Below are 24628 nucleotides of genomic sequence, written 5' to 3' on the forward strand. Positions count from 1 at the left end.
CTTTGGTTATTCTTTCGCTTAAAAACGATAGATTAATTAAGTGCTATTCGCCTTTAAGACGACGATCAAGCTGATCTTTTAAGTTTGCTGGCACACCTTTGATTAAAATCGTGTCCGAGATGGGATCGTAAATCACCCGTTGACCTAAGTGGCCGCCATCAAAACTTAACGTTACGCCGCCACCCGTACCAGAAAACTTCTTCAATTGGCGCAGGGTTGATTTGTCGGCCGGAAACTCTTCATCAAGATCATAACTGCCGCCACGGGCAAAATCATAGAAGGAGTCCATGCCTTGATCGGCTAACTCATCGGCCAAGTCTTTAATCTCAATGTCAGCACCTTCATCGAAACGCTCACTACAGTATTCAAACACTTTATTGCGGCACTGCTGACGCTCGTCTTTCGTCAACTCACTGCTGGCAACAAAATCTTCAACCGCATTCATTAAGGTTTTGTTTTGCGCCTTAGTATTGACGCCTTCTACGCAACCCATAAAGTCGAGGAAAAAGTCAGCGACTTTACGTCCCGCACGGCCACGGATAAAGGAGATATACTTGCGAGAATCCTTATCGGCTTGCCACTCCGTTAAATCGATACGTGCCGCGAGTTGGATGTTATTTAAATCCAAATGGTTATTTTGCGACAGTTCCATATCGTCTAATACTGTCATTGACGACTTAGCACTTAATAAAGCCACAAACAAATAATCGCTGGTGATGCTGGTGTAGCAAGACATCAACAGGAAACCGCCTTGGCTGAAATCGTATTTCGACAATTCTTCTTGCAGTAATTTACTGGCTTGACCGGAAAACTCCACAAACCCTAGCTCGCCACCACGGTATTGAGTTAGCGCATTGGCAAAGGCGGGGTTCGCCTCACCGTCGTCACCATGGATACCAAAATAGCCAAAACCTTTACCGGCCTTTCCCGTATATGTCTGATGCAACTCGTCGAGCATCACCTCGACCGCCTGACCGTTCAGCAGAGGTTGAGGACGCAAACGGCAGCGTAATTGCCCCTGACTGTCCTGAGAAATCTCGTGAATAATTGCGTGTTCGATGTTAATACTCATAAGCCCTGATAGTGATACTGGGATAAATCCGCTATTATATGCCGCTAATCCATTCCAAAGTGAAACATTTTTTGATTATGGCAATCCAATCGAAATACTCAAACACCCAAGTTGAATCATTAATCGCCGAAATATTGGCTGTGTTAGAAAAGCATAAAGCACCGACTGACCTGAGCCTGATGGCATTGGGTAACTGCGTGACTAACCTGCTAGAACGTAAAGTGCCCAGCGAATCGCGCCAAGCCGTGGCCGAACAATTTGCAAAAGCACTCGCACAATCGGTTAAATCCCAGTAAGTTAACTGGGTAATAATCATCAAAAGAATATAAGATACAAGGCCTTTTAGGAATAAGCGGATCACTATGGTCGAGCGAAAAAAGCAAATGAGCCGCGATCGGGTTTCCCGGCTCATCAACTGGGGACATTGGTTCGCCTTCTTCAATGGCTTATTAGCCATGATAGTCGGCAGCCGATACCTTGGCAGCGTAGGTTATCCAGAAACTTGGTATGGCTGGTTTTATCTGAGCGTCAGCACTATTGGTCAGTTTAGCTTTCTCGCCTTTATCGTCTATTTGATCTGCCTATTTCCACTAACCTTGATATTGCCCTATTCAAAGATATTAAGAGGTGTCGCGGCGGTGATCGCGACCCTAAGTCTTTGTATCTTATTGTACGATACCATTGTTTACGCCGATTACGGCATGCACTTGAGCCCCTTTGCCTTCGATTTAGCTTGGGCGGATCTCAATGCCCTGCTCCGTGGTACTTCTTATATCGTCACACCACTGGCCATCATCGCCATTGAACTGACCATGGCCAATTTTTTGTGGAAACGCATAGAGAAGATCCAAAAACTCAATTTAGGCAATAAAGTTATCACCCTAGTGTGTGTATGTTTTATCAGCAGCCACTTGATCCACATTTGGGCAGATGCCGCCGATATCACAGAAATTACCCGTTTCGACGATACTTATCCTTTATCTTATCCCGCGACTGCTCGCTCCTTTATGGAAAGTCACGGTATCGATGGTTCATACCAAGGCGATGACGTCAATCACAACACCAGTGTACTCAGTTATCCAGAGCAGCCACTCACCTGCCAGGCCGATACGAAAATCAACGTGTTGATGATTACCATCGACAGTTTACGGGCGGATATGGTCGATGGCAAAAGCATGCCATTCCTACACCAATACACTGAAAATAATCAATCTTTTACCCAGCATTTCAGCGGCGGCAACCAATTTAGAACGGGCATGTTTTCGCTACTCTATGGCCTGCAAGGCAGTTATGGCGATGCGCGAATTTTTAATAGCACCAGTCCTTTACTGACCAGAAGCTTTCAACAAGCAGGCTATGAATTGGGGCTTTTCCTCCCTGAAACCAATCTCAATTTGCGTTCATCACAGGCGATGTTTAATGACTTTAATCCTGTCATAGCCAAAGAAACCAATGGCAGTGCCGATGCCGATTTGCACACAGTGGCCAGTTTTAACGAGTGGCACAGCATCCAACATAAACCTTGGTTGGCGCTCGTTAACTTAAAAGCGCCAGAAAATTTTGATACTCCCGTGGGTTTTCTGGGTATCGAAACAGTGAAAGCCAATACCGACCTGATGCCAGCGCAAAAAGTACTGTTTAATCAATATCGCCAATCTCTGTATTTTGTCGATCAACAACTCAAGGCAATACTGGCCAATGTGCCCAACGACACCTTAGTGATTATCACTGGGGTCAATGGCAAAATGTTCACCAGCAATAGTGATGAAGCTAATCGCAACCTGTCACCACAGAGTGTCAAAGTGCCATTAGTGATCCACTGGCCGAATACTGGCGCTTCTAAGGTCAAATACCGCACCAGCCATTACGGCATTGCGCCGACTTTAATGACCCACGTGCTAGGTTGCACCAATAACACGACAGATTACAGCGCTGGCCGCAGCCTATTACAACCTGACAAAGAAACGTGGATCTATATAGGTGATAGCCGTATTTTTGCTATCTATCAAGAAGCAGAAGTAACAGTGATTGACCGCCACGGTAAATATCGTATTTACGATGAAAACTATGAACATAGGCTCAATAAAAAAATGAGCGCGCCTGAATTGATTGAAGTGATGCGTGAAGGTCGACGTTTCTATAACCACTGAGCTTCATCATCTTAGTTAAAGCAGCCCCATTCCCGCAGGATTAGGGCTTTTTTTATTCTCTGGCGACTGGGTGAATACGAAATGCACGAAGCTTGGATTTAACTGCTTGGGTTGAAGAGCTGCGTGGCGAGTCTCTTGTAGCTAAGCTAGTCTCTTGTAGCTAGTCTCTTGTAGCTAGTCTCTTATGATGGACCTTACCTGCCACTAAAGCCAAAAGCCACTATCTTTAGATAACGGCTTTTTAAGGCTTAGGCTTGAATCAACTCAAGTCACTCTACAATCAATCGGCTTTAACCGTAGAGTAGCGTGCTAACCAATGGGCGTAGGAAGCGGGTAATACCCAAGATGGGCGCGCAATTTTCAAGGTTTGCGCCGCTTGATATGGCCAATGTGGATTCGCTAAAAACGCTTTACCTATCATCACTAAATCCATTTGTTCATCTTCAATGGCCGCATTGGCTTGATGTGGATCATCCATACCCCAAGAAGTCGCAACGGGGAACCCCACTTCTTGACGAACCCGCGCTGCAATAGGCGCCAAAAATGCAGGACTCCATGGAATATTTGCCGTTGGGGTCGAGAAGCAAATGCTGACGTTCAGCATATCGAGCCCCGCTTGCTTAAATTGCTTCACCAAGGCTATCGATTCCGTCAGTGTTTCTTCATCTTTATGGTCGAATTCAATCACACCAAATCGCGCCGTTAAGGGTAAATGCGATGGCCAAACGTCTCTTACCGCGGCAATGGTTTCTAACAAAAAGCGTCCGCGTCCTTCCGCACTGCCACCGTATTGGTCGGTGCGTTGATTAGCATAGGTTGAAAAGAAGCTTTGGGCTAAATAACCGTGGGCGAAATGCAGTTCTAACCATTCAAATCCTGCCGCTAAAGCACGCTTTGCCGCAGCCACAAAGTCGGCTTTAACCCGCTCAATATCTTCAATTGTCATAGCGGTAGGCACTTTAGGTAAATTTGCCCCAAAGGCGACGGCTGATGGTGCAATCGGTTGCCAACCTCGCGCATCATCATCGGCAATATGGTCATCCCCTTCCCACGGGATATTGGCACTCGCTTTACGGCCTGCATGACCAATCTGAATGCCTGCAACAGCACCCGCATTTTTAATCGCACTAGCCACTTTTGCTAAGCCTTGTGCTTGTTCGTCATTCCATAACCCAAGGCATTTGGGGGTAATACGTCCTTCAGGAGAAACTGCAGTGGCTTCAACCACAACAAGACCGGCACCGCCACGGGCAAGGCTAGTGTAATGCACCTGATGCCAGTCGTTGATAAGTCCATCAGTGGCTTGATATTGGCACATGGGCGCAACGGCAATACGATTTTTGAGAGTAATGTCTTTAAGTTTAAAGGATGAAAATAGATCGGCCATGGTGTTTCCTGTGTCTATTAAGATCAAAAGGTATTTGAATACTGAATGACGACAGACTAGTCTTATCGTGCCATAATTAAAAGCACATACAGATTATAGATTTGATAAATTTTACTTATGATAAATCCACAGTGGTTACACACCTTTAGCGTGCTAGTCGAGAAAGGGAATTTCACCCGCACCGCCGAAGCCATAGGTATCACCCAAGCGGCCGTGAGTCAGCATATCAGTCGCTTAGAAGAAACCTACGGCACACTGTTTTTACGACGCACCCGCCAGCTTGAAATCACTCCCATTGGGGAAAACCTGCTGACCTACGTCAAAGAAGTTGAATGTGCGCAAAAGCGCTTACAGCAAAAACTGATCCATGATGATGCCAATGTCGGTGATATTAGCCTTATCACTCCAGGTAGCATTGGTTTAACGCTCTTTCCGCTATTAATCGAATTACAACAAGCCTTTCCGGCGTTAAGCATTCGCCACCGTTTTGCACCTGACAGTGAGATAGTGGCCTCAGTGTTGGCCAATGAACATGAAATCGGCATGGTCACCTTAAAACCTTCCGATCCTCGTATTCACAGCACACATTTTACCGAAGAGCCACTTGAACTTGTGGTACCGGCGAGCCATAAACAACATGAATGGACTGATTTACAACGGCTAGGGTTTATCTCCCATCCCGATGGTGAGGCTATGGCGACTCGGCTGCTTAGCCGTAAATATCCAACTCACCCCGGCATTCAAGAGATCCCCTGCAAGGGATTTACCAACCAAATCAGCCTCATTCTCGAACCTGTAGCAAAAGGGCTAGGATTTACGGTTATCCCGCAATACGCCCGCAAAGCCTTTGAACGACAAGAAGATATCTATGTTGTGGAATGTGGCAGCCAAGTTGTAGACACCATTTGGCTTATCCACCGCGCGGAATGGCCCTTGTCACGCAGAGCCCAAAAAGCGATTACATTTTTAAAGGGGAAAATATAAAACCCCATTAAAAAATGGGGCTCGACACACATGTTACCACAGGAATAGTCAGCGTTAGCAACGGATACATAAGACTCAGAGGCTATTGATTAATATCCAATTCATTATGGATCAATACCACGCACTGAGAAGCAAACAACATCTTAGGCCCTAGGCTAATCTTCTGCGCGCCGAGTCGTTTCAAGGTATTAAAACTTTTCTTCGGCATAGGAATATGATCGGTCAGTAAAAAGCACGGATTACCCACAAATTCTTGCTCACGGATTGATGTACCCTTCTTATCCATCATAAACAATTGATAATCCACCGCGAGGTCCTGTACCAGCTTTTCAAAACTGATAGTGCTAACACTGATGCCCTCGTCAACAACACGGGTTTGCTCCTTCGTCATGCCCCGAGAAATATCTAAGGCTTTGGCAATTTTAGTAAGCAAAGCTTGCTCGTGAAAACCACCAATATGGCAAATATTTCGAGTATCGAAGCAAATAGTGCGGGAAAAATCATGGGTACTTTCTAGCACCAAATAAACGACAACATCGTTTCGATGGGACTGAGCCACAAAGATAGTGTTCATCAGGGTATGAGCTAAAATCTCGGTATGCGCCTCTTGGCCGACAGAAGCCAAAAACAACTGACTGTCAGTAGGTGCTGATCTTGCTCGTAAAACAAAAGCGCGCATAGGTAAATGTCCTACTCAATAATGTCTTAAATGCTAAATGGCGGATGCATATAATTTGTGAAATTGACGATTTCGCCTTGAAAATTTTTGCCTTTTGCCTTTTGCCTTTTGCCTTTTGCTGTGCCAAAGCCAGCCTAATCACTCGAACTTGAACCTTAGTCGCAAGCAGCGTTAGTCATATCAGCAGCGAAAAGGTATAAAAAACAAAACCCGTATAGCAATGCTAACACGGGGTTTTGTTTAACTTAACTGCTGGTTATTTTAATGATTAAAACAAACTAAACTTAAGCATCTAATTTGGTCGGTATGAGAGGATTCTAACCTCCACCCCCTGACACTCTATAACAGTGAACCGTTTAATCATAACTTGCTAAATTTAAACATAAATAATGTAATTTTGCACGTTTTAATTACCTCAACAATTTATGTACACTTACACGCAAATGCGATATCAAGGCTACAAGTACAACAAATTAAGCGTATTCAAACAAAATAACATCCCATTAGTTGTAATCAATATCGGATAACAACCAAAGGGATCTAGGGAATACCTACAATCCCTGCATTTTCCCGATTCAGCAATGTACTCTAGCGTGGTGACCATACGTGCAGGAATCACTAAGCACGTCACCGTTCATATAGATAATTCCAGTATCAGGATGTAGTTAAGGGGAGCCTTAACAGGCCTTAACAGGCCAAGACAGAACGAATATTGTTCCTCCATGGCCCGATGGCTGGCAGACCACGTGGCCGCCGTGAGCTTCAGCAATTGTTTTAACCACTGCGAGGCCGAGCCCACTGCCACCACTTTTTCGAGAGCGAGACGGATCAACTCGGCGAAATGCCTCGAATATGTAGCTTGCTGCTTCATCAGGAATACCAGGGCCTTCATCTTCTACGGTTAGATAACAACTTGCTCCCACGCTGTAAAGTCTTACAGTCAAAGTGCCAGGATCAGCATGCTGGCGCGCATTTTCCAGCAGCGCCATCAGCGCCTGACATATTCGTATAGCATCACAGTAAACTTTAAGTCTTGTATCGAGTTCCTGCTGCAGTATGAGTCCCTTAGCGTCTAAGACCACAGCGAAAGTCTCAATCACTGCACTTAACTCCTCTGCTAAACAGACCTCATCCCGCTGTAATTCTAGATGACCACTGTCATTGAGGCTCAGCACTCGTAAATCTTCGATAAGGTGATTGAGGCCTTCAACCTGCCGTAACAGTCCCTCGAAGAGCTCACTGCTGGGGCTAAAAACACCTTCCGCTAAGCCCTGCAACCGACCACGCAGAATGGTGACTGGGGTACGGAGTTCGTGAGCGATTGCCGCGTTCCAAAACTCCCGCTCGCGAGTCATATACTCTAGGCGCTCGGCCATAGCATTAAAGTCACTCACCAATTGCGCCGTCTCCCCCATCGCATGTTGGTCCATTCGCGCACGCGCGTTGAGCTTGCCTTGGGCGACTTCGCGTAGGCTATATGCCACAGAGTTCAGTGGTGTAAGAATGCGCCGTGACAGGCGAATGGCAACAAATAACGCTATCCCCAACGCGGCTATGATAGTGCAAACTATCCATAGCATCTCCATCTGAGAAGGCATCCAGGTTTCAGATATACTGCCTGGCAGGTAGGCCACCGCAATGGCATAGAATACATAGGAGCCAAACACTGACAGGAAAATGATGCCTAAAGTCATTACCGCTAGGGACTGGATAATTTGCCTGCGCAAACCCGGTGTTTGCCTCATACTTCACCACCAAAGCGATAGCCAACCCCCCAGACACTGAGCGGCACGCCTTGAATATTGAGGGCTTCAAGCTTTTTACGCAGCTTACTGATATGGCTGTCTACAGTGCGTTCCTGAGTATCGCCCTCAGGCAAGCAATTAATTAACAGCTCCTCACGGCTAAAAGCACGTTTCGGTGTACGCATCAGGCAGGCGAGCAGTTTGAACTCGGTCAAGGTCAGATCCAGTGCCTGCTGCTGACCGTTACAGATTACGCTAGCCTCGTGGCTGTCTAAGTCGATTTGGAACTGGCCGACGCGCAACATTTGGGTATTTATAGGCGTGTTAGTGCGGGCGCGTCGCAGTACCGCCTGCACCCTAGCCACCACTTCGGCGGGATTGAATGGTTTAACCACGTAGTCGTCAGCACCGAGGCGTAACCCCATTAATTTATCGATATCCTGATCAAGCGCGGTGAGCATGATCACCGGCGTGTCACCACGGGAGCGAATTTCATTCAGTACATTCCAGCCATCGAGATTCGGCATCTGTACATCGAGCAGTAATAGATCGGGCTTAAATGCTTGGTGCATAGCTAGCGCTTGGATACCATCGATAGCATGTTGAGTTCGCAGCCCACTGCGCTGCAAATAAGCGATAAGGATATCGGCAATCTCTGCTTCATCCTCTGCAATTAACACCAGTGCCGAAGTCATAGAACTTACGGACGCATTGAGATTAGCCATGGATTGCCCCAACGTTAAAATGGCTGAACTTTATCATCCCCTCCATACATTCTCCACAATGTCTCGAATAATTCGCAATAGTGACTCGTCATAATTCAGCATTAGTTCTCTAGCGTTTGATAAAACGCCATTAGTGAGATCGCTGTACATTGAGGAGAGTAGATTATGTACATCAAACAGCGGCACTTAAGCTTTGTGTTAGTTGTAGGAATTGCCGTGTTGGGATTGGTAGGTTGTGATTCAGCGGTACAGGATGAAGAGACAACTGCTCCGGTTCAAGTGTCAGTGATGACATTAAAAAATGAAGAACTATTGGTGACTAAAGATCTGCCCGGTCGTGTCGCTGCGGTTCGCAGCGCTGAGATCCGCGCGCAAATTAGCGGCATAGTGCAAGGTCGTCTCTTCGAACAGGGCGCCGAGATAACATCTGGCACTGTGCTGTTTCAAATAAATCCAGCGCCATTTAAAGCTGATGTCGATATTGCTGCTGCAGCGTTACAGCGTGCCGAAGCGGTATGGGTTCGGGCTCGTCAAGAAGCCGATCGCTTAGCCTCTTTGATACAAACCAAGGCCGTCAGCCAACAAATGCATGACGATGCTATTTCCCTGCGTGATCAGGCTGCCGCAGATGTAGCCCAAACCAAAGCTACGCTGGCACGGCGTCAGTTAGATCTAAAATTTGCCAGCGTCGAAGCCCCCATCTCCGGACGTATAGATGAAGCTTTAGTGAGCGAAGGTGCATTGGTCTCACCGACCGATACCACACCCATGGCGAGGATCCAACAAATCAACCAAGTGTACGTTGATGTACGTCTTCCAGCATCAATGCTGGAAGCGATGCGTCAGCAGGCAAGCTCAAGACTCCCAGAGTTGGCTGTTGAGATCCTAAGCAGTGGTGGCGAGCCTCTTGGCATGCAAGGGCATATCTTATTTTCAGGTATTCAGGTAGATGCAGGTACTGGCGATGTACTGCTGCGCGTACTGGTAGATAACCCGCAGCATCGTCTGTTACCCGGTCTTTACGTAAAAGCTCGCATTCCACAAACTTACTATCCTACGACGCTGAACGTGCCTCAGCAGGCAGTGACTCGCAAGGCGGGTCAACCCCAAGTGTGGGTGCTTGATGAGCAAGCTAAGGTGCAGCCTGTGGCAATAAAGATCGATGAATTGGTGGCAGGTCACTATCACGTAGTATCCGGCCTAAGCGCTGGTCAGCAGATAGTTGTTGAAGGCATCGAACGCCTAAGCCCAACTGCGCAGGTCGTCGCGCGCCCTTGGCAACCTACTATTGCTAATCAGCAACTTAGCGCTGTCGTGCGCTAAATTTGGAGAAGTCGCCATGCCGCAGTTTTTCATCAACCGCCCAGTATTTGCTTGGGTGATAGCCTTATTTATCGTACTGATTGGCGTTATCGCCATTCCACAATTACCCATCTCCCGCTACCCATCAGTGGCACCCGTGTCGGTGAGCATTTATGCCGCTTATCCAGGAGCCACGCCACAGACACTTAATGACTCTGTAGTAAGCCTTGTCGAGCGCGAATTGTCAGGAGTGAAGAACTTACTCTACTTCGAATCATCAGTTGACAGCTCGGGCAGTGCAAAAATCACCGCCACCTTTAAACCGGGCACGAATGCTGAAATGGCCCAAGTGGACGTGCAAAATCGTATTAAGGCTGTCGAACCACGCCTACCTCAAGTTGTACGGCAGAGCGGTCTGCAGGTTGAGTCGGCCGCTTCAAGCTTTTTGATGATGATTGGTATGACATCTCCAAACGGCCAATTCGACGAAATCGCGCTAAACGACTATTTAGCGCGCAATATTGTCGAGGAGCTGCGCCGAATCGACGGTGTTGGTCGCGTGCAATTATTCGGTGCTGAGCAGGCTATGCGCGTCTGGGTAGACCCGAATAAACTCACCGCCTATAGCCTGACAATGAACGACCTTGCTATCGCTATTGAGCAGCAAAACGCACAAATAGCCCCAGGGCGACTCGGTGATGAACCTGTCTTACAGGGACAACGACTGACGGTCCCCCTAACAGTGCAAGGACAACTCAGCACGCCCGAGGAGTTCTCTGCTATCGTCCTACGTGCCGGTGCCGATGGCGCAAAATTGGTGCTCGCAGATGTGGCTCGGGTCGAGCTGGGCGCTCAGTCCTATGGTTTTTCTAACCGTGAGAATGGTGTGGCGGCGACCAGTGCTGCTATCCAGCTCTCGCCAGGAGCCAACGCTGTACGCACAGCTTCTGCGGTACGTGAACGCCTAGCAGAACTGGCGCCGATGATGCCAGCTGGCATGAACTATTCAGTGCCATTCGATACAGCTCCCTTCGTCAAAGTGTCTATCGAAAAAGTAATCTATACCCTGTTTGAAGCTATGGCGCTGGTATTTATCGTGATGTTCCTGTTCCTTCAGAACCTGCGCTACACACTTATACCTGCTATCGTCGCGCCCATAGCGCTACTCGGTACCTTCGCGGTGATGTTACTGGCAGGCTTCTCAATCAACTCGCTGACCATGTTCGGCATGGTGCTGGCCATTGGCATTATTGTTGACGACGCTATTGTGGTGGTGGAAAACGTTGAGCGGCTGATGGCTACCCAAGGACTGTCGCCGCGGGAGGCAACCTCACAGGCGATGAAGGAAATTACCGGTGCGGTGATCGGTATCACGCTAGTGCTGACCGCCGTATTCATCCCCATGGCCTTCGGCAGCGGCTCAGTGGGAGTGATCTATCAACAGTTCACTTTGTCGATGGCGGTGTCTATTCTGTTTTCGGCCTTCCTCGCACTGACCCTAACGCCAGCACTATGCGCCACGCTACTGCGCCCAGTTAGTGCTGAACACCATCAAAAAGGCGGTTTCTTCGGCGCCTTCAACCGTGGATTTGAACAACTCACCGCAGGCTACAGTGAACGCGTAGCACGATTGGTTGGACGCAGTGGACGTATGATGGCAGCATTCGCCGTACTCTGCATGGTGCTAGTCATCGCTGCTGGGCAATTGCCGTCGTCCTTCCTGCCAGAAGAGGATCAAGGCTATTTCATGACCTCCATCCAATTACCCACAGGCGCTACCAGCGAGCGCACGCTGGATGTGGTCAAAGCCTACGAGGCGCACGTCGCATCGCGCCCAACGCTGGATGCAAATATGGTAGTGCTGGGCTTTAGCTTTGCAGGCTCCGGCCCCAATGCCGCCATGGCTTTTACTATGCTTAAAGATTGGGATCAGCGTAATGGTGCTACGGCTGCCGAAGAAGCAGCACTGGCGCAGCAAGCTATGGCTGATAACGTTGAAGGCACAGTGATGAGCCTGATGCCGCCAGCCATCGACGAGCTGGGCACATCCTCAGGTTTCACTCTGTTCCTGCAGGATAGAGCTAACCGGGGCGAGGCTGCATTGATAGCTGCACAGACACAATTACTGGCACTGGCTGCGCAGAGCGAGGTGGTCAGCGATGTCTACCCAGACGGCCTGCCGCCCGGTGAGAGCATTAGCCTGAATATCAATCGGTCAAAAGCCGAGGCTATGGGTCTGTCCTTCGCCGCGGTAAGCAGCACACTTTCGGCGGCCATGGGATCACTGTATGTCAATGATTTCCCAAATAATGGACGTATGCAGCAGGTCATACTGCAGGCCGACGCTACGGCACGAATGCAATTGGACGACGTGCTCAGCCTGCGCGTGCGTAATTCAAGTGGTGGCATGGTGCCTCTACGGGAAGTAGTGACGGCTGAATGGAAAGAGTCGCCACAGCAAATGATGCGCTTTCAGGGCTTCCCGGCTATGCGTATTTCCGGGGGCGCGGCAGCAGGCGTTTCCAGCGGCGCAGCGATGACCGAGATGGAACGCTTAGTGGCGCAGTTGCCACAAGGGTTCGCAGTAGCGTGGACGGGGGCATCATTGCAAGAGCGCCAATCGGCGGCGCAGGCACCGTTGCTAATGTTGCTGTCCGCTCTGGTAGTATTTCTGGTACTCGCTGCGTTGTACGAAAGCTGGTCGATCCCACTGTCGGTGATGTTGGTCGTGCCGCTGGGTCTGCTGGGCGCTGTAACGGCAGTAATATTGCGTGATATGCCTAACGATGTGTTCTTCAAGGTGGGAATGATCACCATCATCGGTCTATCGGCAAAAAATGCTATCCTCATCGTCGAGTTCGCCCGCCAACTGCACGCCGAGGGCCATACGCTGATAGATGCAGCAGTGACTGCTGCACGCTTGCGTCTGCGTCCCATTCTGATGACGTCATTGGCATTTACTCTCGGAGTGGTGCCCTTAATGCTTGCTAGCGGTGCCAGCGCCGAAACTCAGCATGCAATCGGTACTGGCGTATTCGGTGGCATGCTCAGTGGCACCTTGCTGGCAATATTCTTCGTACCGGCGTTTTTTGTCTTTGTCATCGGCACCCAAGAGCGCTTGAGTGCCTGGCTTGCGCGGCATAATACTGCCAAATAGCCTCACCCGCTTTGATGCTCTGTAGGAAACAGAGCAACACAATCCTATTGAGCATTAAAGCTGATCAATATATGTGTAATAATTTTAAACGCTGGAAATGTAGGTTCAGTGATAGTAATCGTTACTGCGTATCCGGCTTAAGGTTCCGACGTTCAAATCTGTAATTGGTTCTCTAAGAAGTGGTGCGATGCTGGACTCGCCTACAGTCTATTATTCGATTCATGGAAAGAGTAAGTACATTTCGCCAATATTCCCGCGCTATTTAAAAAGATGAAGCCATCGAAAAGTGAGCAAAATCCCTGATATCTAATGCTGCCGACAAATAAAAAAGAGAGGCTACATTAGCCTCTCAAAAAATAGCAGGGGAGTACTTTAACTCAAGCAATAATTTTATTGCTAATATTTACGATGAATAAAACTTGAGATGTTGTGAGAGACAGTAACGAGTCTCTCACTGATTTAGTGTTACTTTGTATTTAGAGCATGTTTAGCAGCATTTGTCCCTGCGATTTTACCGAAAATCACGGTATCAGCGACAGCATTCCCCCCCAGTCGATTATACCCATGAACACCACCAGTCACCTCTCCCGCCGCAAATAAACCTTTAAGCGGTTGGCTTTGTATATCGAGTACTTCAGCTTTAGTGTCAATGGCAACCCCCCCCATAGTATGATGGATGCCAGGAGCAACTTTTACGGCATAATAAGGAGATTTTTCTATTGATAGTGGCATCTGCTCACGGTTAAATGCCTCATCTTTACCCTGTTTGAAATAATGGTTGTAGTTTGTGATAGTTTTGTCTAAAACACTTGGAGTCATTCCTGTTATTTTTGCAAGCTCTGCAACAGTATTGGCCTTTTCAAGCATTTCTAAATGATCATACCCCTGAACCATTTTAGCTTTTTTATATAATTCATTATCAAATACTAGCCAAGCATATTGTTCAGGCTGTTTTAGAATGGCATCGGAGGCTTTATCTCGAGTTGTTAATTCATTGATAAAGCGATTGCCTTCTTTATTAACCATTATGGCCCCGACACCTCGAACCGTTTCTGAAATTAATATACGGCTATCTTTTCCTACTGTTGGATGTGTCTGGATCCAATCAATATCAGTCATACTTGCACCGACTGCTTTAGCAAGTTCAATACCATCCCCAGTTGAAGTGATATTATTTGAACTTGTCATGCCTTTAAATGTAGGGCGATAAAAAGCAATCATTTCTTTGTTAAACCCATAACCACCTGTGGCTAAAACAACCGACTTAGCTGCAACCATATAGTGACCAGAGTGCTTACCGTGGATGACAACACCCACAATTTTTTGTTCATCATCAACAACCAATTTAACAACTTTGGAGTTGAGTCTTGTATCAACCCCTTCTTTATCCGATGCTTTTCTTAGTACATCAATAATATGTGGACCAACACTTAAACCACCAGATGGACGATGTGTTCTATCGACTCTAGCGCCGCCAGAGCGTTTTAAATCATCCATATTGGCGCCCAAAGATTCTAACCATTTAATGCCATCAGCCGATTGCTCCGCTAATATTTGTACCAATTTAGGGTCGTTAGCATATCGACCGCCTTTCATTGTATCTTCGACATACCATTCGATTTTATCATCGACTTTATGATCTTTTTGCTGAACTGTACCCACAGCATTATACCCGCCAGCGGCGAGCATAGAGTTACCACCACTAAATGGTGCTTTATCAAGCAATATAACGTTAGCCCCAGCCTTTTTAGCTGCAATCGCAGCATTAAATCCAGCACTACCGGCTCCAACAACAATCACATCCGTTGTTTCTTTAGGACCTGCAGCTATCGCTTTATTTATTGCTTCATTATCCCAACCTTTGTCCCACGGTTCTTTAGATTTGGCTTTATTAAAAGGCATGTCGAGCCCTTTAAATGAATGACATTCATTACAATATAACTTTGGTTGTTCATGTCCTTTATGACAAGACGTACAATTAATATCACCTAAGTGTGAAGAATGTGGGTCAATTTCTAGTTTGGGATTTGCTAGTTTTCCATAATCACCATGGCAGGATTTACATTGTTTATTTTCAAATGTCTCGCTATCGCTCACTTTATTGGGTGCTGTATGGCAGGTTTTACAACCATTAACATCTTTATGGAATGATGCTAAATCATTTTTATTATCAGCAGCCCATGATGACGCCGTTAAAATCGAACAGACAATAATACTCAAGTATTTTATCCTCATGCAATTCTCCAGTTTTTATTTTGGTAAGATTTGGCGTGATGATAGTTTCTTAATTTTTTTAAATAGTGACATTGAGCAATAAATTGAAATTATTAAATATAACTTAACACACTTTAAGTTATGCTTAACACGATATTTTTGTTGATTAGATGTGATCTAAAGCGGAGATGTGTTTGCTTAAATCTCTAATATGGCATTGCTTTTACATTCTAAAAAGGTGATGTCGATGAAAAACACTAAATATATTGGTTTTAGTTTAATTTTAATTTGTTCAACTCCAGCTTTATCTGAGCCACTAGATTTTTATGGAAGACTGTGGCTTGGTGTGGCCAACTCAAGTAATGGTCTTTCTGGTAACGAAAAAGTTAATGGATTTTCCCTTGAAAATTATGCATCATATTTAGGCGTTAAAGGTGAGTATAGTGTATATGATAATTTTAGCTTGTTATATAAATTTGAAGCAGGGATAGAAAGCTTTGATAACGATGATTCTAATATTTTCAAACCGAGAAACTCATACTTAGGTTTTAAAACTAACTATGGTTCAGCTGTTTTCGGAAGAAATGATACCGTTTTTAAAAGTGCTGAAGGTAAAGTGGATTTATTTAATATTACCTCAAGCGATATGAATATGATCATTGCAGGTAACGATAGATTAGGCGATTCGGTAACATTAAATAGCGCTAAGGTCGCAGGTGTTACTATGGGTATTAGTTATGTTTTTGAAAAGGATTTTAATCAAAAAAATCCAGAACTTTCTGATAAACAAAACAATTATGCAATTAGTTTTTCCCTAGGCGATGCTGCATTTAAAAAGAATAGTCACTATATTTCAATAGCCTATGCTGATGGATTGAACCAGTTAGAGGCAACAAGACTGGTGGGTGGTGTTGCTATTTCATCCGTAAAATTGGGGGCTATGTACCAGCGCTCTGAGTCAAGTATTTATGATAATATTAAAGGTAACTCCTACCTGTTAAGTATGGTTATTCCTATTAATAAATATGATATAAAATTTCAATATTTAAAAGATGATGCTGGGCTGGGTAAAGTGACAAAAAATGCCGGAGCAGATCTAAAAACACTAAGAGAGAGTGATGCAAGTCAATATTCAGTAGGCGTTGATTTTAAGGCTCAAAAGGATTTGACTTTTGGGGTAGGTATTTCCTATTTTGATGGTGACTATACTGACGTCAAAGGACATACTGAGTTTGATGACACTCTCATTTTTGTATCTACAAGATATCTATTTTAACCTCTATAGATAAAGCGGCTAAATAGCCGCTTTATAAAAATCAGATATTTATCATGTTAATTATTTATCGTTTTAAACTATTATACTGTTAGTATAACTGATTTCCCCCTCGCGGAGCATTTGATGCGGATAACATTAAGACAATTGATGATCTTTAAAGCCATACATTCTGAGAGGCAGATCTCAAAAGCGGCAAAAGTACTTCATATGTCAACGCCTGCTGTAAGTATGGCACTTAAAGAATTAGAAAGTTCTTTAGGCTGCAGATTATTTGAGCGAGTGGCGGGAGGTTTGGTTGTAAATGCGCATGGAGAAATAATATTACCTTATGCTAATGAAATGCTATCCAAGGGAAAAGAGTTAGAAAATATATTTTCATTCCCTGAACATGGCATTAAGGGGACGTTAACCATTGGGAGCAGTAAGACTGCTGGTAACTATGTATTATCTAAAAAAATTCCATTATTTAAGAACCAATATCCCGATGTAAAAATAAAACTAGTCATTGATAATAGTTTAGTTATTGAAAAAATGGTTTCAGAAAAAGAACTAGACTTAGGCTTTATTGATGCTAAACCCGCGAGTAAAAATCTCATTTGTGAGCATTGGTTACAAGATAATCTTTGCATTGTGAGTGGCGTAACTCATCCTGCTGCAAATGGTTTAAATACAAAATCTTGGCTTAGTGAACAATTGTGGATATTCGACCATGAATCATCGTTCTCTCGAATTCGTGCAATTCAGTTATTAAAAAGCTTAAATATCCACGTTCGTGATGAAATCTGCATGTCAACCATTGGCTCTATTAAAAGGGCAATTGGAACAGGTATAGGTTTGAGTGTATTACCCCTATTAGCGATTGACGCTGAATTAGCAAGAAAAGACCTTATTTTATTACCTGTGGATGGGTGGGATTATAAACGAACTTATTGGTCAATTCAGCGTGAAGGAGAAGAATTATCTGCATTAAGCATGAGTTTCCTAGCCTTTAGTAAGCTACTGTAAAATAATGTATACCAGCTATTCTTACTAGGTGAATTTAATTGATATCATCAGATCTTGGAATAGGATTTTTTTTAGTCTTTTTACTATGTGGTTTATTTTATACACACACATCCTCTATTACACTTTTTAAGCAATTTTATCGTATTTTTCCACTGATGCTAATGTGCTACACCTTACCTGCCATCTTTAGCTCGCTAAATATTATTGATGCAAGTCATAATCAACTTAGCGAAATGGCAAAAACACACTTAATGCCCGGTTGTTTATTTTTGCTGATTTTAGGTACCGATTTCTTTGCTCTCAGTTTAGTGGGAAAAAAACTTCTCGGTATGTACGTGCTAGGTGCTGTGAGCATCTGTATTGGCGGTCCATTAAGCCTATGGTTAGGCTCTATATTTTTTCCGAACGAACTCGTCTGGCAGGGAGATAATGCTGCCTGGAAAGGCATGTCAACACTGATGGCAAACTGGCTTGGCGGAACCGCCAATCAATTGGCTGTAAAAGAAATCCACAGTGTCGGTGATGCCGTATTTGCGGTAATGATGGCTATTAATATTCTTTTTTCCGGTATATGGATGGTTATATTACTTTTCATTGCAGAACGCCAAGATAAAATCGATGATTTCTTGAAAGCTGATAAAAGCTATAGACCGATATTTTGCACTGACATCAAACGTAAAGTGATAGGAAAACAAACAAGCTATTATTGGATTCTGATATTGAGCTTGACTTTTTTCATTGTAATTTTCTTCAGTGAAAAATTATCATCCTTCCTTGCAACAAGAATCGCTAATAGTTTCCCACACTTATTTAAATACAATCTTACTTCTGAATTTTTTTGGTCAGTATTAATTGCAACTTTTTTAGGATTATTATTTTCATTAACAAATGCAAGACATGTGTTAGTCAAGGAAACTCAGCAGGCAGCTCTTTTTTTTATCTATATCATGATAATGTTGATGGGGTTGAACTTTGATATTAGCGCATTGAGCGCCGCGCCCTATTACGTTTGTATCGCTCTTATTTGGTTCTCTATACACATTATTATCTTATTTATTTTTACTGTATTTTTTCGATTACCTATCATGTACTTCGCGATCGCGAGTCAGTGTAATATTGGTGGTGCGGCTTCTGCACCAGTTATCGCCAGCGCTTTTCACCCAAGGCTGGCTTCCGCTGCTTTATTGATGGCAGTTTGGGGTTATACTTGGGCGTCTTTGTTGGCGTGGTATTTGGGTTTTTTAATGCAGTTTATTCAACCATAAGATGGGAACAAAAGTGTGTCCAACTAATTTTTTGCTCCCAATAAATGCCACTTCTGAATCTTCAAAGCACTACCCAAAGCTTTCAGAAAATTTCTATTTAACAATACAACTTATACATCCCCCCTATCAATCAAACCTCGGGGTGATTCAACACTGTGATAAAGTCGCAGCTACGCGCAGCCTGCCCATATTTGTTATGTTTTTTCATGATTCAAACTGGAGACACTTTACCATACATATACCTCAGTCTTTTGGTATGACTAAAATGAATTTAAAAATCGCACTAAAATAAAAAAGCCTGCAAACGATTAAGTTTGCAGGCTTTTTAACTCTTATAAAAAGAGGAATTTGGTCGGTATGAGAGGATTCGAACCTCCGACCCCTGACACCCCATGACTCAAACTGAGTTTACAGTAACACGTTGTAAATAAACAGGTATATTTCAATTAATTACTTATTTATTACTGTGAAAATTTTGCCTAATTTTCATTAAATACAAAACGTGCGCTTTGTGCAATCAATAGGTTACAGTTAGTTTAACCATGAATTTCAACCAAATTTAGGGATACTATTTTTGATAACACAGTGATAGCTGAATACAATTTAATAGAACATAAATCTCCGATACCAAGAATAATAACTTTATTTGGAAGGTTGTGTGGCCATTACCGAACATCGGTAACCGCCTTTGCTGTCACCTCTGGCTGTGACTTTATCAATAGACCACGCGCCAGCCATTTCGGCAGGGAACGAATCATTAAGCGTCATAATCCCTTCGGCCACCAAGTAAGGATCACCTGGCAAATCCAATCGGACACTAGAGCCCTGACGATGGACTTTATCTAACTCAGCGCGGCAGGCTTGTTGCGCTATGTCTGCGCTTTCGTAGGCTTGTCTTAGCTTCTTAAATGGCTCTTGGCCATCAAGCACTTCATGCTCTTGCCCTGTCGTGCTATCAGTCCATTTTGCCTTAACTCCACTGAAGTTTGGCCGGCTAGGTTTGTCTAATTCACAATTAATAAATTGTCCAGTATCAGCAGGATCGTTATTACCTGGGACGCCTATCACGATCGGCGGTATTGTCTGGCCGGTGATAGTTTTAACTTGCCCACGCTTAGCCAAAACATAGAGGTCATTCACCGGCTTGGCCACTGCATCTCGCTCTTTAGCTAAACGAGTTAAAAAAGCGCTATCCGTTTCGTCTATTTGGTCAATGTGTGCCAGGGTAACGCTTTCGAACTCTGCTGCGACTCTTGGACTAAACCCATGAGCACTAACCACTTGCCTAAACAGCTCGGCAAGCGTGATGTTTTCAAATGAGCGGGTTCGACGTTCTTTAAATCTCGTCTTATCTTCAATTTGAAACGGCGCAGCAGTCGCAATAATAGTCATGCTCGGCGGATATAGTTTTGGCCTAATACGAGTGATCTTATAGGCCCCTTTATCAACTAAATTACCGTCATAACCCTCAAACCACTGCAGCGTGGCACCCTCTTTCGGTAGCCCCGTCTGGCCAGCCGTATCCACTGTTAACGTAATTTGATCTGATTGAATACCCGATGCATCTACTCGTACCCATGAGATTAGCCGGCTATTAATAATTGCCGCTCCTGGACCACTCACTTTGACTTGAGGAATAAAACCTAATCCCATACATTTACCACCTTGGCTGGCGCCTTATCTGTTAACTCTGGCAATGTGATCACAATACCTGCAGGTAAAATAGGACCGTATTTCTCAAGACCAGGATTAAGCCGATAAAGTGCTTCTTCGGCTTCATCATCATCCCTTTGCATTTGCTGCCACAAAATCAGCGCAACTGAATCACCATCACGACTGCGTATTGTAATCACCGGCGTATTCCTCCAACTCAATAGAAAACCCGACTACAAATGCGGTGCCGTCATCAATAATCTTTTCTTGCTTCTCTTGTAACCGCTTAATAGTCCACAGCCCTAAGTTGCGACCATAACCGTCAGACAATACCAACGGCACGCGCCTGGCTTGTAATGACCGCAACTTATCCATGTTATCCATACCATCACCACGGAACCAGGTTCCGTTCACGCTGATATTTTCTAACGCTTGCCCCGTATTTTGGCTGATAGGTTTTTGACCATAACGAGGGACTGTTACCCAACCGCCATCGCTGGTGCGCTGCAGTCCCTCGTAAGGCGTTCCCTTGCTTAGCGAAAACACAAAACCACCTAATGCCAGCATTTGCCTCATGAATCACTCCTATCAGATAAGCTGCTATCTGCCCTGGTTGCTACATCGTTATTGCCTAGCAACATAGGACTAAGCTCTGCTTTCATTCTGGCCATAAGATCATTGCCAACATTTTGGTCATAGGCTGGATTGCCAGAAGGTGTGATCTGAATGACGGGTGAAAAGGTTATGTTGCGATTAACTTGCTCAAGCTGCTTGGTCTGTTGTGCAATAGCGGTTGGCGGTGGCTGGTCAGTCTTATCTTCACTGAACCATCCGCCAATTTTAGTGCCGGCCCACTCACCCACAGCGCCGCCACCAAAACCTCCTACGATTGAACCAATGAGGCCACCCACTGCAGTGCCGATAATTGGAACAACTGATCCCAATGCCGCACCCGCCATAGCACCAGCTGCTGCACCACCTAACCCACCAACCATGTCACCTGCAGTACCCCCTATTTTTTTAGAGTCACCGCCCGCAACTGCAGAGGCTAATCCTGCGCCTTGAAGCAAGATGTCAGCAGGTTTGAACAATTTACCTGCACCTTTGAGTAATGCACTGCCACCGGCGGGTAGCATATCCATCACGCTACCCGCTGCGCCGGCAATATCCGCACCCGCCATAGCTAAATCACCGGCGGACGCAGCACCTGAAACCATAGACAACGCTGCACCACCGCCAAACAGTCCAGCCATGCGACCGGCTCGACCACCAAAACGGCCACGCCTTTTTGGGCGAGTTCCTGAGTCACTAGCACCCGCCATAGCAAAGTCGGGCATTAATCCACTGGCAAAATCTCCAACAGTGCCAAATAAACGGCTCGCACCTGAGCCAAAACGACCTAGACGGCCCCTAGGTCGAGCGACACGACCACGGCGGCTCGTTCTACCGTCTCGACCATAACCGCCTGCACCACTGCCTCCTAAGCCGCCTAACTTGCGATTTAATCTATCAAGGGCTTTTGACGCGCGATTAGCGCTAACCGTTGTTGCATCCGTGGAGTTAGAAAGCCTGCCCATTTTAAAACGGTCTAGGCCGTTTCCCATGGTCAGTTTCGCTAACTTGAATGCAATGGCGCCGGCTTTCACTACTGCAATAGCAGCAGCAACGCCAAGTAAACCGCTGGTTAGTTTTGGGTTAGCCTCTGCAAAATCAGAAACAGCATCAACCACTGTCATCAGTGGCGGAACGACTGCATCGAGAACTGGCAGAAGACGATCACCTAACGTGATCGTCATACGGTCAAACTTAGCGCCCAATTGCGAGAGTAAATGCTCGCGAGTTTTAGATCTGTTGGTAAATTCATCGTTAACGCTGCCGGCGCGGTCAGCCTGTTTAGCCACTCGACCAAAAGCAGCAACTAAACCGTTTTTGTCGTCATCCATAGTGGTGACCAGTTTAGATACCGCGCCTTTGATTTCAGAGCCAAACAGCTGTGATATAACCGCGCCACGTTCATCAGCTGATACGTCTTGCAGTTCACGTAAAACGCCTAGCAAAGTCCCTTTAGCATCGTCTTGCATGGCCGTAGCAAGTTCTTCTGGATCAAACCCTAATTTATCCAGAGCTTGCTTCTGGCCACCTGTTGCCGAATATCCAGCCGTTAACGCGCCCGATATATTTTTAAGGGCTGTAGATGCCGTTTCTTCTGTTGCGCCACCGGCAATTAAACTCGCTGAGAGCGCCGCTGTCTCGTTGTAATTAAAACCCGCACCCATGGCTGTAGAGCCTTGGCGAACCATCACAGCGGCAATATCTTTCGCCTTAGCGTTCATGTTATTGCTGAGGTAGTTGGTTGCGTCAGCAAGGTCGAGGGCGTTTTTCTGGGTAAGCCCCATTGCAGCGCGCCAGGTCGCTAATGTCGAACCGGCTTCTTCTGCCGAAACATCCCATGCCACACTCATTTTTGTGGCGTCGGAGGCAAACTGTAATAATTGATCCTTTTCAATACCTGATTGACCTGCGGCGGTAACAATGTCAGCAATGCCATCTTGTTTTACGCCTAAAGTGCCAGCCATCTTCATCATCTGGCGGCGGTAATCAGCTTCTTCCTTGTCATTTGAAAAGTTGACAACTTTCTTTACATCGGCAAATTTGCTTTCGTACTCAACAGAGCGCTTGCCAGCGAGAACCATGGGTGCAGCCATTGCTGCTACACCCGCCGTTTCACCGATTAACTCACGCTTTTGGGCATTCCTCGCATCGATGCGGCCTTGTAACGTCTGAACCTGCTTTAAGTTCGCTGTTTGTCTTTCGAGGGCCTTGTTAGCCTGGTTAGTTTGCTTTGCTAAACGCAGTTCTTCAGCACCTAACGCATTAACTTTTAGACCGGCATTACCCAAGTCTCGGCGCAATCCACCTAGCTCTTGAGATTGTTTTCCGTAAGCAGTGGTTAGCTGTGCTGTTGTCCGTTCTGCCGCTTTAAGCTCTGCGGCATGCTTTTTAGTCGCAGCGGCACCAATAACTTCGGTGCTCTGTAAAATCTTCGTCTGCTCTTTAGCTGCCGCCAGTTTTAGACTGGTGTCGTCAAGCGTTGCAGAGAGGGCTTTAAAGCGATCAACTAACTTTTGTTTTTCACCCAAAGATTTTAATTGAGTGCTTGTTTCTACTGCAGCGCTTCTGAGTTTTCCGACGCTCTTAGTGGCATCGTCCGTGGGGCCACTAAATTGATTGACTGCCGATAAAATAATGGACGTTTTAGTTTGATTATCTGCCACGGCCTACCCCTTTTTTATGCCTAACTTTGCGGCCGCCAAGTGATAACGGCGCATAGCTTCATCAATGCGCCATCCCAACACTTCAGATGGGGATACGTGATAAACCAGCGGGATCACATCCGTTAAGACTTCAACGTCTTTTGGCGAAAGAAGTCCGCCGATTCTTCCAAAAAATCAATCAAGCGCTCTTGCAATAAGTTCCAATCTGGCAGGCTCAAACGTTCAAGTTCGGTATGAGAAAAACCTGAACAACTCGCACTGATAAACAAAGTTCGCTCCCATTCATCTTTGTGAGTTTCCATCAGGTCTGTCGTGGCCACGGTCGGTGGGCGCAGAACATACGATGTTTTATCTTGACCATCGTCACCTTGGAATGAGTTAAGCAAAACAGGATCTGCTGACGAGTCAAAACCATCAATGAATGTGGCCGCACTGGCATGCATTAACTCCAGCACTAAGTCACGAATAGAGTTGTAATCTGGTGTGACGAGACTTTTAAGCGCTTTAGTGCTTAATCCTGTGCTTGCGCCAATACAGTTACGCAATAGATCTGTGTCTTTATAGGTTTTGCTTAGGTGGCGGTGCATGCCCATGGTTAATAAGCTAATGGTGACCGTGGTTAATTCCTGCCCTTTGTCATCTTTAATCGGCCAAACTAACAAATGTGTTTTAGGTTCAAACATTTCTTGCTCCAAAATAAAAAAGGCCCACTCCAAAGGAGGGGCCTTGCTGTAACGGC

19 protein-coding genes are annotated in these 24628 nt (G+C 45.5%); 8 read left to right on the top strand and 11 right to left on the bottom strand.

The window, feature by feature from the left end; genetic code table 11:
- Positions 1-43: 43 nt before the first annotated feature.
- On the bottom strand, positions 44-1072 hold the full coding sequence (gene yejK, locus L5M71_RS06920; RefSeq protein WP_263138485.1) for a nucleoid-associated protein YejK: 1029 nt from the start codon (positions 1070-1072) through the stop codon (positions 44-46).
- 77 nt (positions 1073-1149) lie between these two features.
- On the opposite strand from yejK, the gene L5M71_RS06925 reads away from it, so the two are divergent.
- Both L5M71_RS06925 and L5M71_RS06930 read left to right on the top strand, forming a co-directional pair.
- Entirely contained in the window at positions 1150-1368 is a 219-nt protein-coding gene (locus L5M71_RS06925; RefSeq protein ID WP_011847036.1) for a YejL family protein, read from the top strand.
- A gap of 66 nt (positions 1369-1434) precedes the next feature.
- Positions 1435-3222 (top strand): DUF3413 domain-containing protein, encoded by a 1788-nt coding sequence (locus L5M71_RS06930; protein ID WP_263169807.1) that lies wholly within the window; start codon positions 1435-1437, stop codon positions 3220-3222.
- 280 nt (positions 3223-3502) lie between these two features.
- Here L5M71_RS06930 and L5M71_RS06935 read toward each other — a convergent pair whose 3' ends face one another.
- On the bottom strand, positions 3503-4609 hold the full coding sequence (locus tag L5M71_RS06935; protein WP_263148935.1) for an NADH:flavin oxidoreductase/NADH oxidase: 1107 nt from the start codon (positions 4607-4609) through the stop codon (positions 3503-3505).
- A 117-nt stretch (positions 4610-4726) separates the two neighbouring features.
- Here L5M71_RS06935 and L5M71_RS06940 point away from each other — a divergent pair, with 117 nt between their 5' ends.
- Complete coding sequence (locus tag L5M71_RS06940) at positions 4727-5593, top strand: LysR family transcriptional regulator (RefSeq protein WP_219235218.1); 867 nt, start codon at positions 4727-4729, stop codon at positions 5591-5593.
- Positions 5594-5675: 82 nt separating this feature from the next.
- Here L5M71_RS06940 and trmY read toward each other — a convergent pair whose 3' ends face one another.
- From trmY to L5M71_RS06955, 3 genes are all read right to left on the bottom strand, one after another.
- Positions 5676-6272, bottom strand: coding sequence for a tRNA (pseudouridine(54)-N(1))-methyltransferase TrmY (gene trmY, locus L5M71_RS06945; RefSeq protein ID WP_028759682.1), 597 nt, complete (start codon positions 6270-6272; stop codon positions 5676-5678).
- Positions 6273-6949: 677 nt separating this feature from the next.
- On the bottom strand, positions 6950-8017 hold the full coding sequence (locus L5M71_RS06950) for an ATP-binding protein (RefSeq protein ID WP_263207876.1): 1068 nt from the start codon (positions 8015-8017) through the stop codon (positions 6950-6952).
- Positions 8014-8742 carry a response regulator gene (locus L5M71_RS06955; RefSeq protein ID WP_263207878.1) on the bottom strand — a complete coding sequence of 243 codons (729 nt, stop codon included), beginning with the start codon at positions 8740-8742 and terminating at the stop codon, positions 8014-8016. Before L5M71_RS06955 ends, L5M71_RS06950 begins: the two co-directional genes overlap by 4 nt.
- 165 nt (positions 8743-8907) lie before the next feature.
- On the opposite strand from L5M71_RS06955, the gene L5M71_RS06960 reads away from it, so the two are divergent.
- The gene (locus L5M71_RS06960; RefSeq protein WP_263207880.1) at positions 8908-10065 is read left to right on the top strand and encodes an efflux RND transporter periplasmic adaptor subunit; all 1158 of its coding nucleotides are present in this window, start codon (positions 8908-8910) and stop codon (positions 10063-10065) included.
- Positions 10066-10081: 16 nt separating this feature from the next.
- On the top strand, positions 10082-13201 hold the full coding sequence (locus L5M71_RS06965; protein WP_263207882.1) for a multidrug efflux RND transporter permease subunit: 3120 nt from the start codon (positions 10082-10084) through the stop codon (positions 13199-13201).
- Between the two features lie 465 nt (positions 13202-13666).
- Here L5M71_RS06965 and L5M71_RS06970 read toward each other — a convergent pair whose 3' ends face one another.
- Positions 13667-15421, bottom strand: a complete 1755-nt coding sequence (locus L5M71_RS06970) for a flavocytochrome c (protein ID WP_263207884.1) — start codon at positions 15419-15421, stop codon at positions 13667-13669.
- A gap of 241 nt (positions 15422-15662) precedes the next feature.
- Between L5M71_RS06970 and L5M71_RS06975 the strand changes: the two genes are divergently transcribed.
- The 3 genes from L5M71_RS06975 (at position 15663) to L5M71_RS06985 (ending at position 18961) form a co-directional block, all read left to right on the top strand.
- Positions 15663-16691, top strand: a complete 1029-nt coding sequence (locus tag L5M71_RS06975; protein WP_263207886.1) for a porin — start codon at positions 15663-15665, stop codon at positions 16689-16691.
- A gap of 123 nt (positions 16692-16814) precedes the next feature.
- Positions 16815-17696 (top strand): LysR family transcriptional regulator, encoded by an 882-nt coding sequence (locus L5M71_RS06980; protein WP_028759678.1) that lies wholly within the window; start codon positions 16815-16817, stop codon positions 17694-17696.
- Positions 17697-17734: 38 nt separating this feature from the next.
- Positions 17735-18961, top strand: coding sequence for a DUF819 domain-containing protein (locus L5M71_RS06985; protein WP_263207888.1), 1227 nt, complete (start codon positions 17735-17737; stop codon positions 18959-18961).
- Positions 18962-19603: 642 nt separating this feature from the next.
- Here L5M71_RS06985 and L5M71_RS06990 read toward each other — a convergent pair.
- The 5 genes from L5M71_RS06990 to L5M71_RS07010 all read right to left on the bottom strand — a co-directional run bounded on the left by L5M71_RS06990 (position 19604) and on the right by L5M71_RS07010 (position 24572).
- A complete protein-coding gene (locus L5M71_RS06990; protein WP_263207892.1) occupies positions 19604-20614 on the bottom strand; it encodes a contractile injection system protein, VgrG/Pvc8 family in 1011 nt (336 codons plus the stop codon).
- The gene (locus L5M71_RS06995) at positions 20605-20814 is read right to left on the bottom strand and encodes a tail protein X (protein ID WP_263207894.1); all 210 of its coding nucleotides are present in this window, start codon (positions 20812-20814) and stop codon (positions 20605-20607) included. The genes L5M71_RS06990 and L5M71_RS06995 overlap by 10 nt, the downstream gene beginning before the upstream one ends.
- On the bottom strand, positions 20792-21190 hold the full coding sequence (locus L5M71_RS07000) for a phage tail protein (RefSeq protein ID WP_263207896.1): 399 nt from the start codon (positions 21188-21190) through the stop codon (positions 20792-20794). The genes L5M71_RS06995 and L5M71_RS07000 overlap by 23 nt, the downstream gene beginning before the upstream one ends.
- On the bottom strand, positions 21187-23889 hold the full coding sequence (locus tag L5M71_RS07005) for a phage tail tape measure protein (RefSeq protein ID WP_263220660.1): 2703 nt from the start codon (positions 23887-23889) through the stop codon (positions 21187-21189). Before L5M71_RS07005 ends, L5M71_RS07000 begins: the two co-directional genes overlap by 4 nt.
- A gap of 122 nt (positions 23890-24011) precedes the next feature.
- A complete protein-coding gene (locus L5M71_RS07010; protein WP_263207904.1) occupies positions 24012-24572 on the bottom strand; it encodes a phage tail assembly protein in 561 nt (186 codons plus the stop codon).
- Between the last annotated feature and the right edge of the window lie 56 nt (positions 24573-24628).

Source organism: Shewanella sp. SW1 (assembly GCF_025653545.1).
In the GTDB taxonomy this organism is placed as follows: Bacteria; Pseudomonadota; Gammaproteobacteria; order Enterobacterales; family Shewanellaceae; genus Shewanella; species Shewanella oncorhynchi.

Bases quoted from the DNA above. Each gene is read 5' to 3' on its own strand.
- L5M71_RS06930 (WP_263169807.1), top strand. From the start codon at position 1,435: ATGGTCGAGCGAAAAAAGCAAATGAGCCGCGATCGGGTTTCCCGGCTC.
- L5M71_RS06965 (WP_263207882.1), top strand. From the start codon at position 10,082: ATGCCGCAGTTTTTCATCAACCGCCCAGTATTTGCTTGGGTGATAGCC.
- L5M71_RS06950 (WP_263207876.1), bottom strand. From the start codon at position 8,017: ATGAGGCAAACACCGGGTTTGCGCAGGCAAATTATCCAGTCCCTAGCG.
- L5M71_RS06955 (WP_263207878.1), bottom strand. From the start codon at position 8,742: ATGGCTAATCTCAATGCGTCCGTAAGTTCTATGACTTCGGCACTGGTG.
- L5M71_RS06940 (WP_219235218.1), top strand. From the start codon at position 4,727: ATGATAAATCCACAGTGGTTACACACCTTTAGCGTGCTAGTCGAGAAA.
- L5M71_RS06975 (WP_263207886.1), top strand. From the start codon at position 15,663: ATGAAAAACACTAAATATATTGGTTTTAGTTTAATTTTAATTTGTTCA.
- L5M71_RS06990 (WP_263207892.1), bottom strand. From the start codon at position 20,614: ATGGGATTAGGTTTTATTCCTCAAGTCAAAGTGAGTGGTCCAGGAGCG.
- L5M71_RS06960 (WP_263207880.1), top strand. From the start codon at position 8,908: ATGTACATCAAACAGCGGCACTTAAGCTTTGTGTTAGTTGTAGGAATT.
- trmY (WP_028759682.1), bottom strand. From the start codon at position 6,272: ATGCGCGCTTTTGTTTTACGAGCAAGATCAGCACCTACTGACAGTCAG.
- L5M71_RS06935 (WP_263148935.1), bottom strand. From the start codon at position 4,609: ATGGCCGATCTATTTTCATCCTTTAAACTTAAAGACATTACTCTCAAA.
- L5M71_RS06980 (WP_028759678.1), top strand. From the start codon at position 16,815: ATGCGGATAACATTAAGACAATTGATGATCTTTAAAGCCATACATTCT.
- L5M71_RS07010 (WP_263207904.1), bottom strand. From the start codon at position 24,572: ATGTTTGAACCTAAAACACATTTGTTAGTTTGGCCGATTAAAGATGAC.
- yejK (WP_263138485.1), bottom strand. From the start codon at position 1,072: ATGAGTATTAACATCGAACACGCAATTATTCACGAGATTTCTCAGGAC.
- L5M71_RS07000 (WP_263207896.1), bottom strand. From the start codon at position 21,190: ATGAGGCAAATGCTGGCATTAGGTGGTTTTGTGTTTTCGCTAAGCAAG.
- L5M71_RS06925 (WP_011847036.1), top strand. From the start codon at position 1,150: ATGGCAATCCAATCGAAATACTCAAACACCCAAGTTGAATCATTAATC.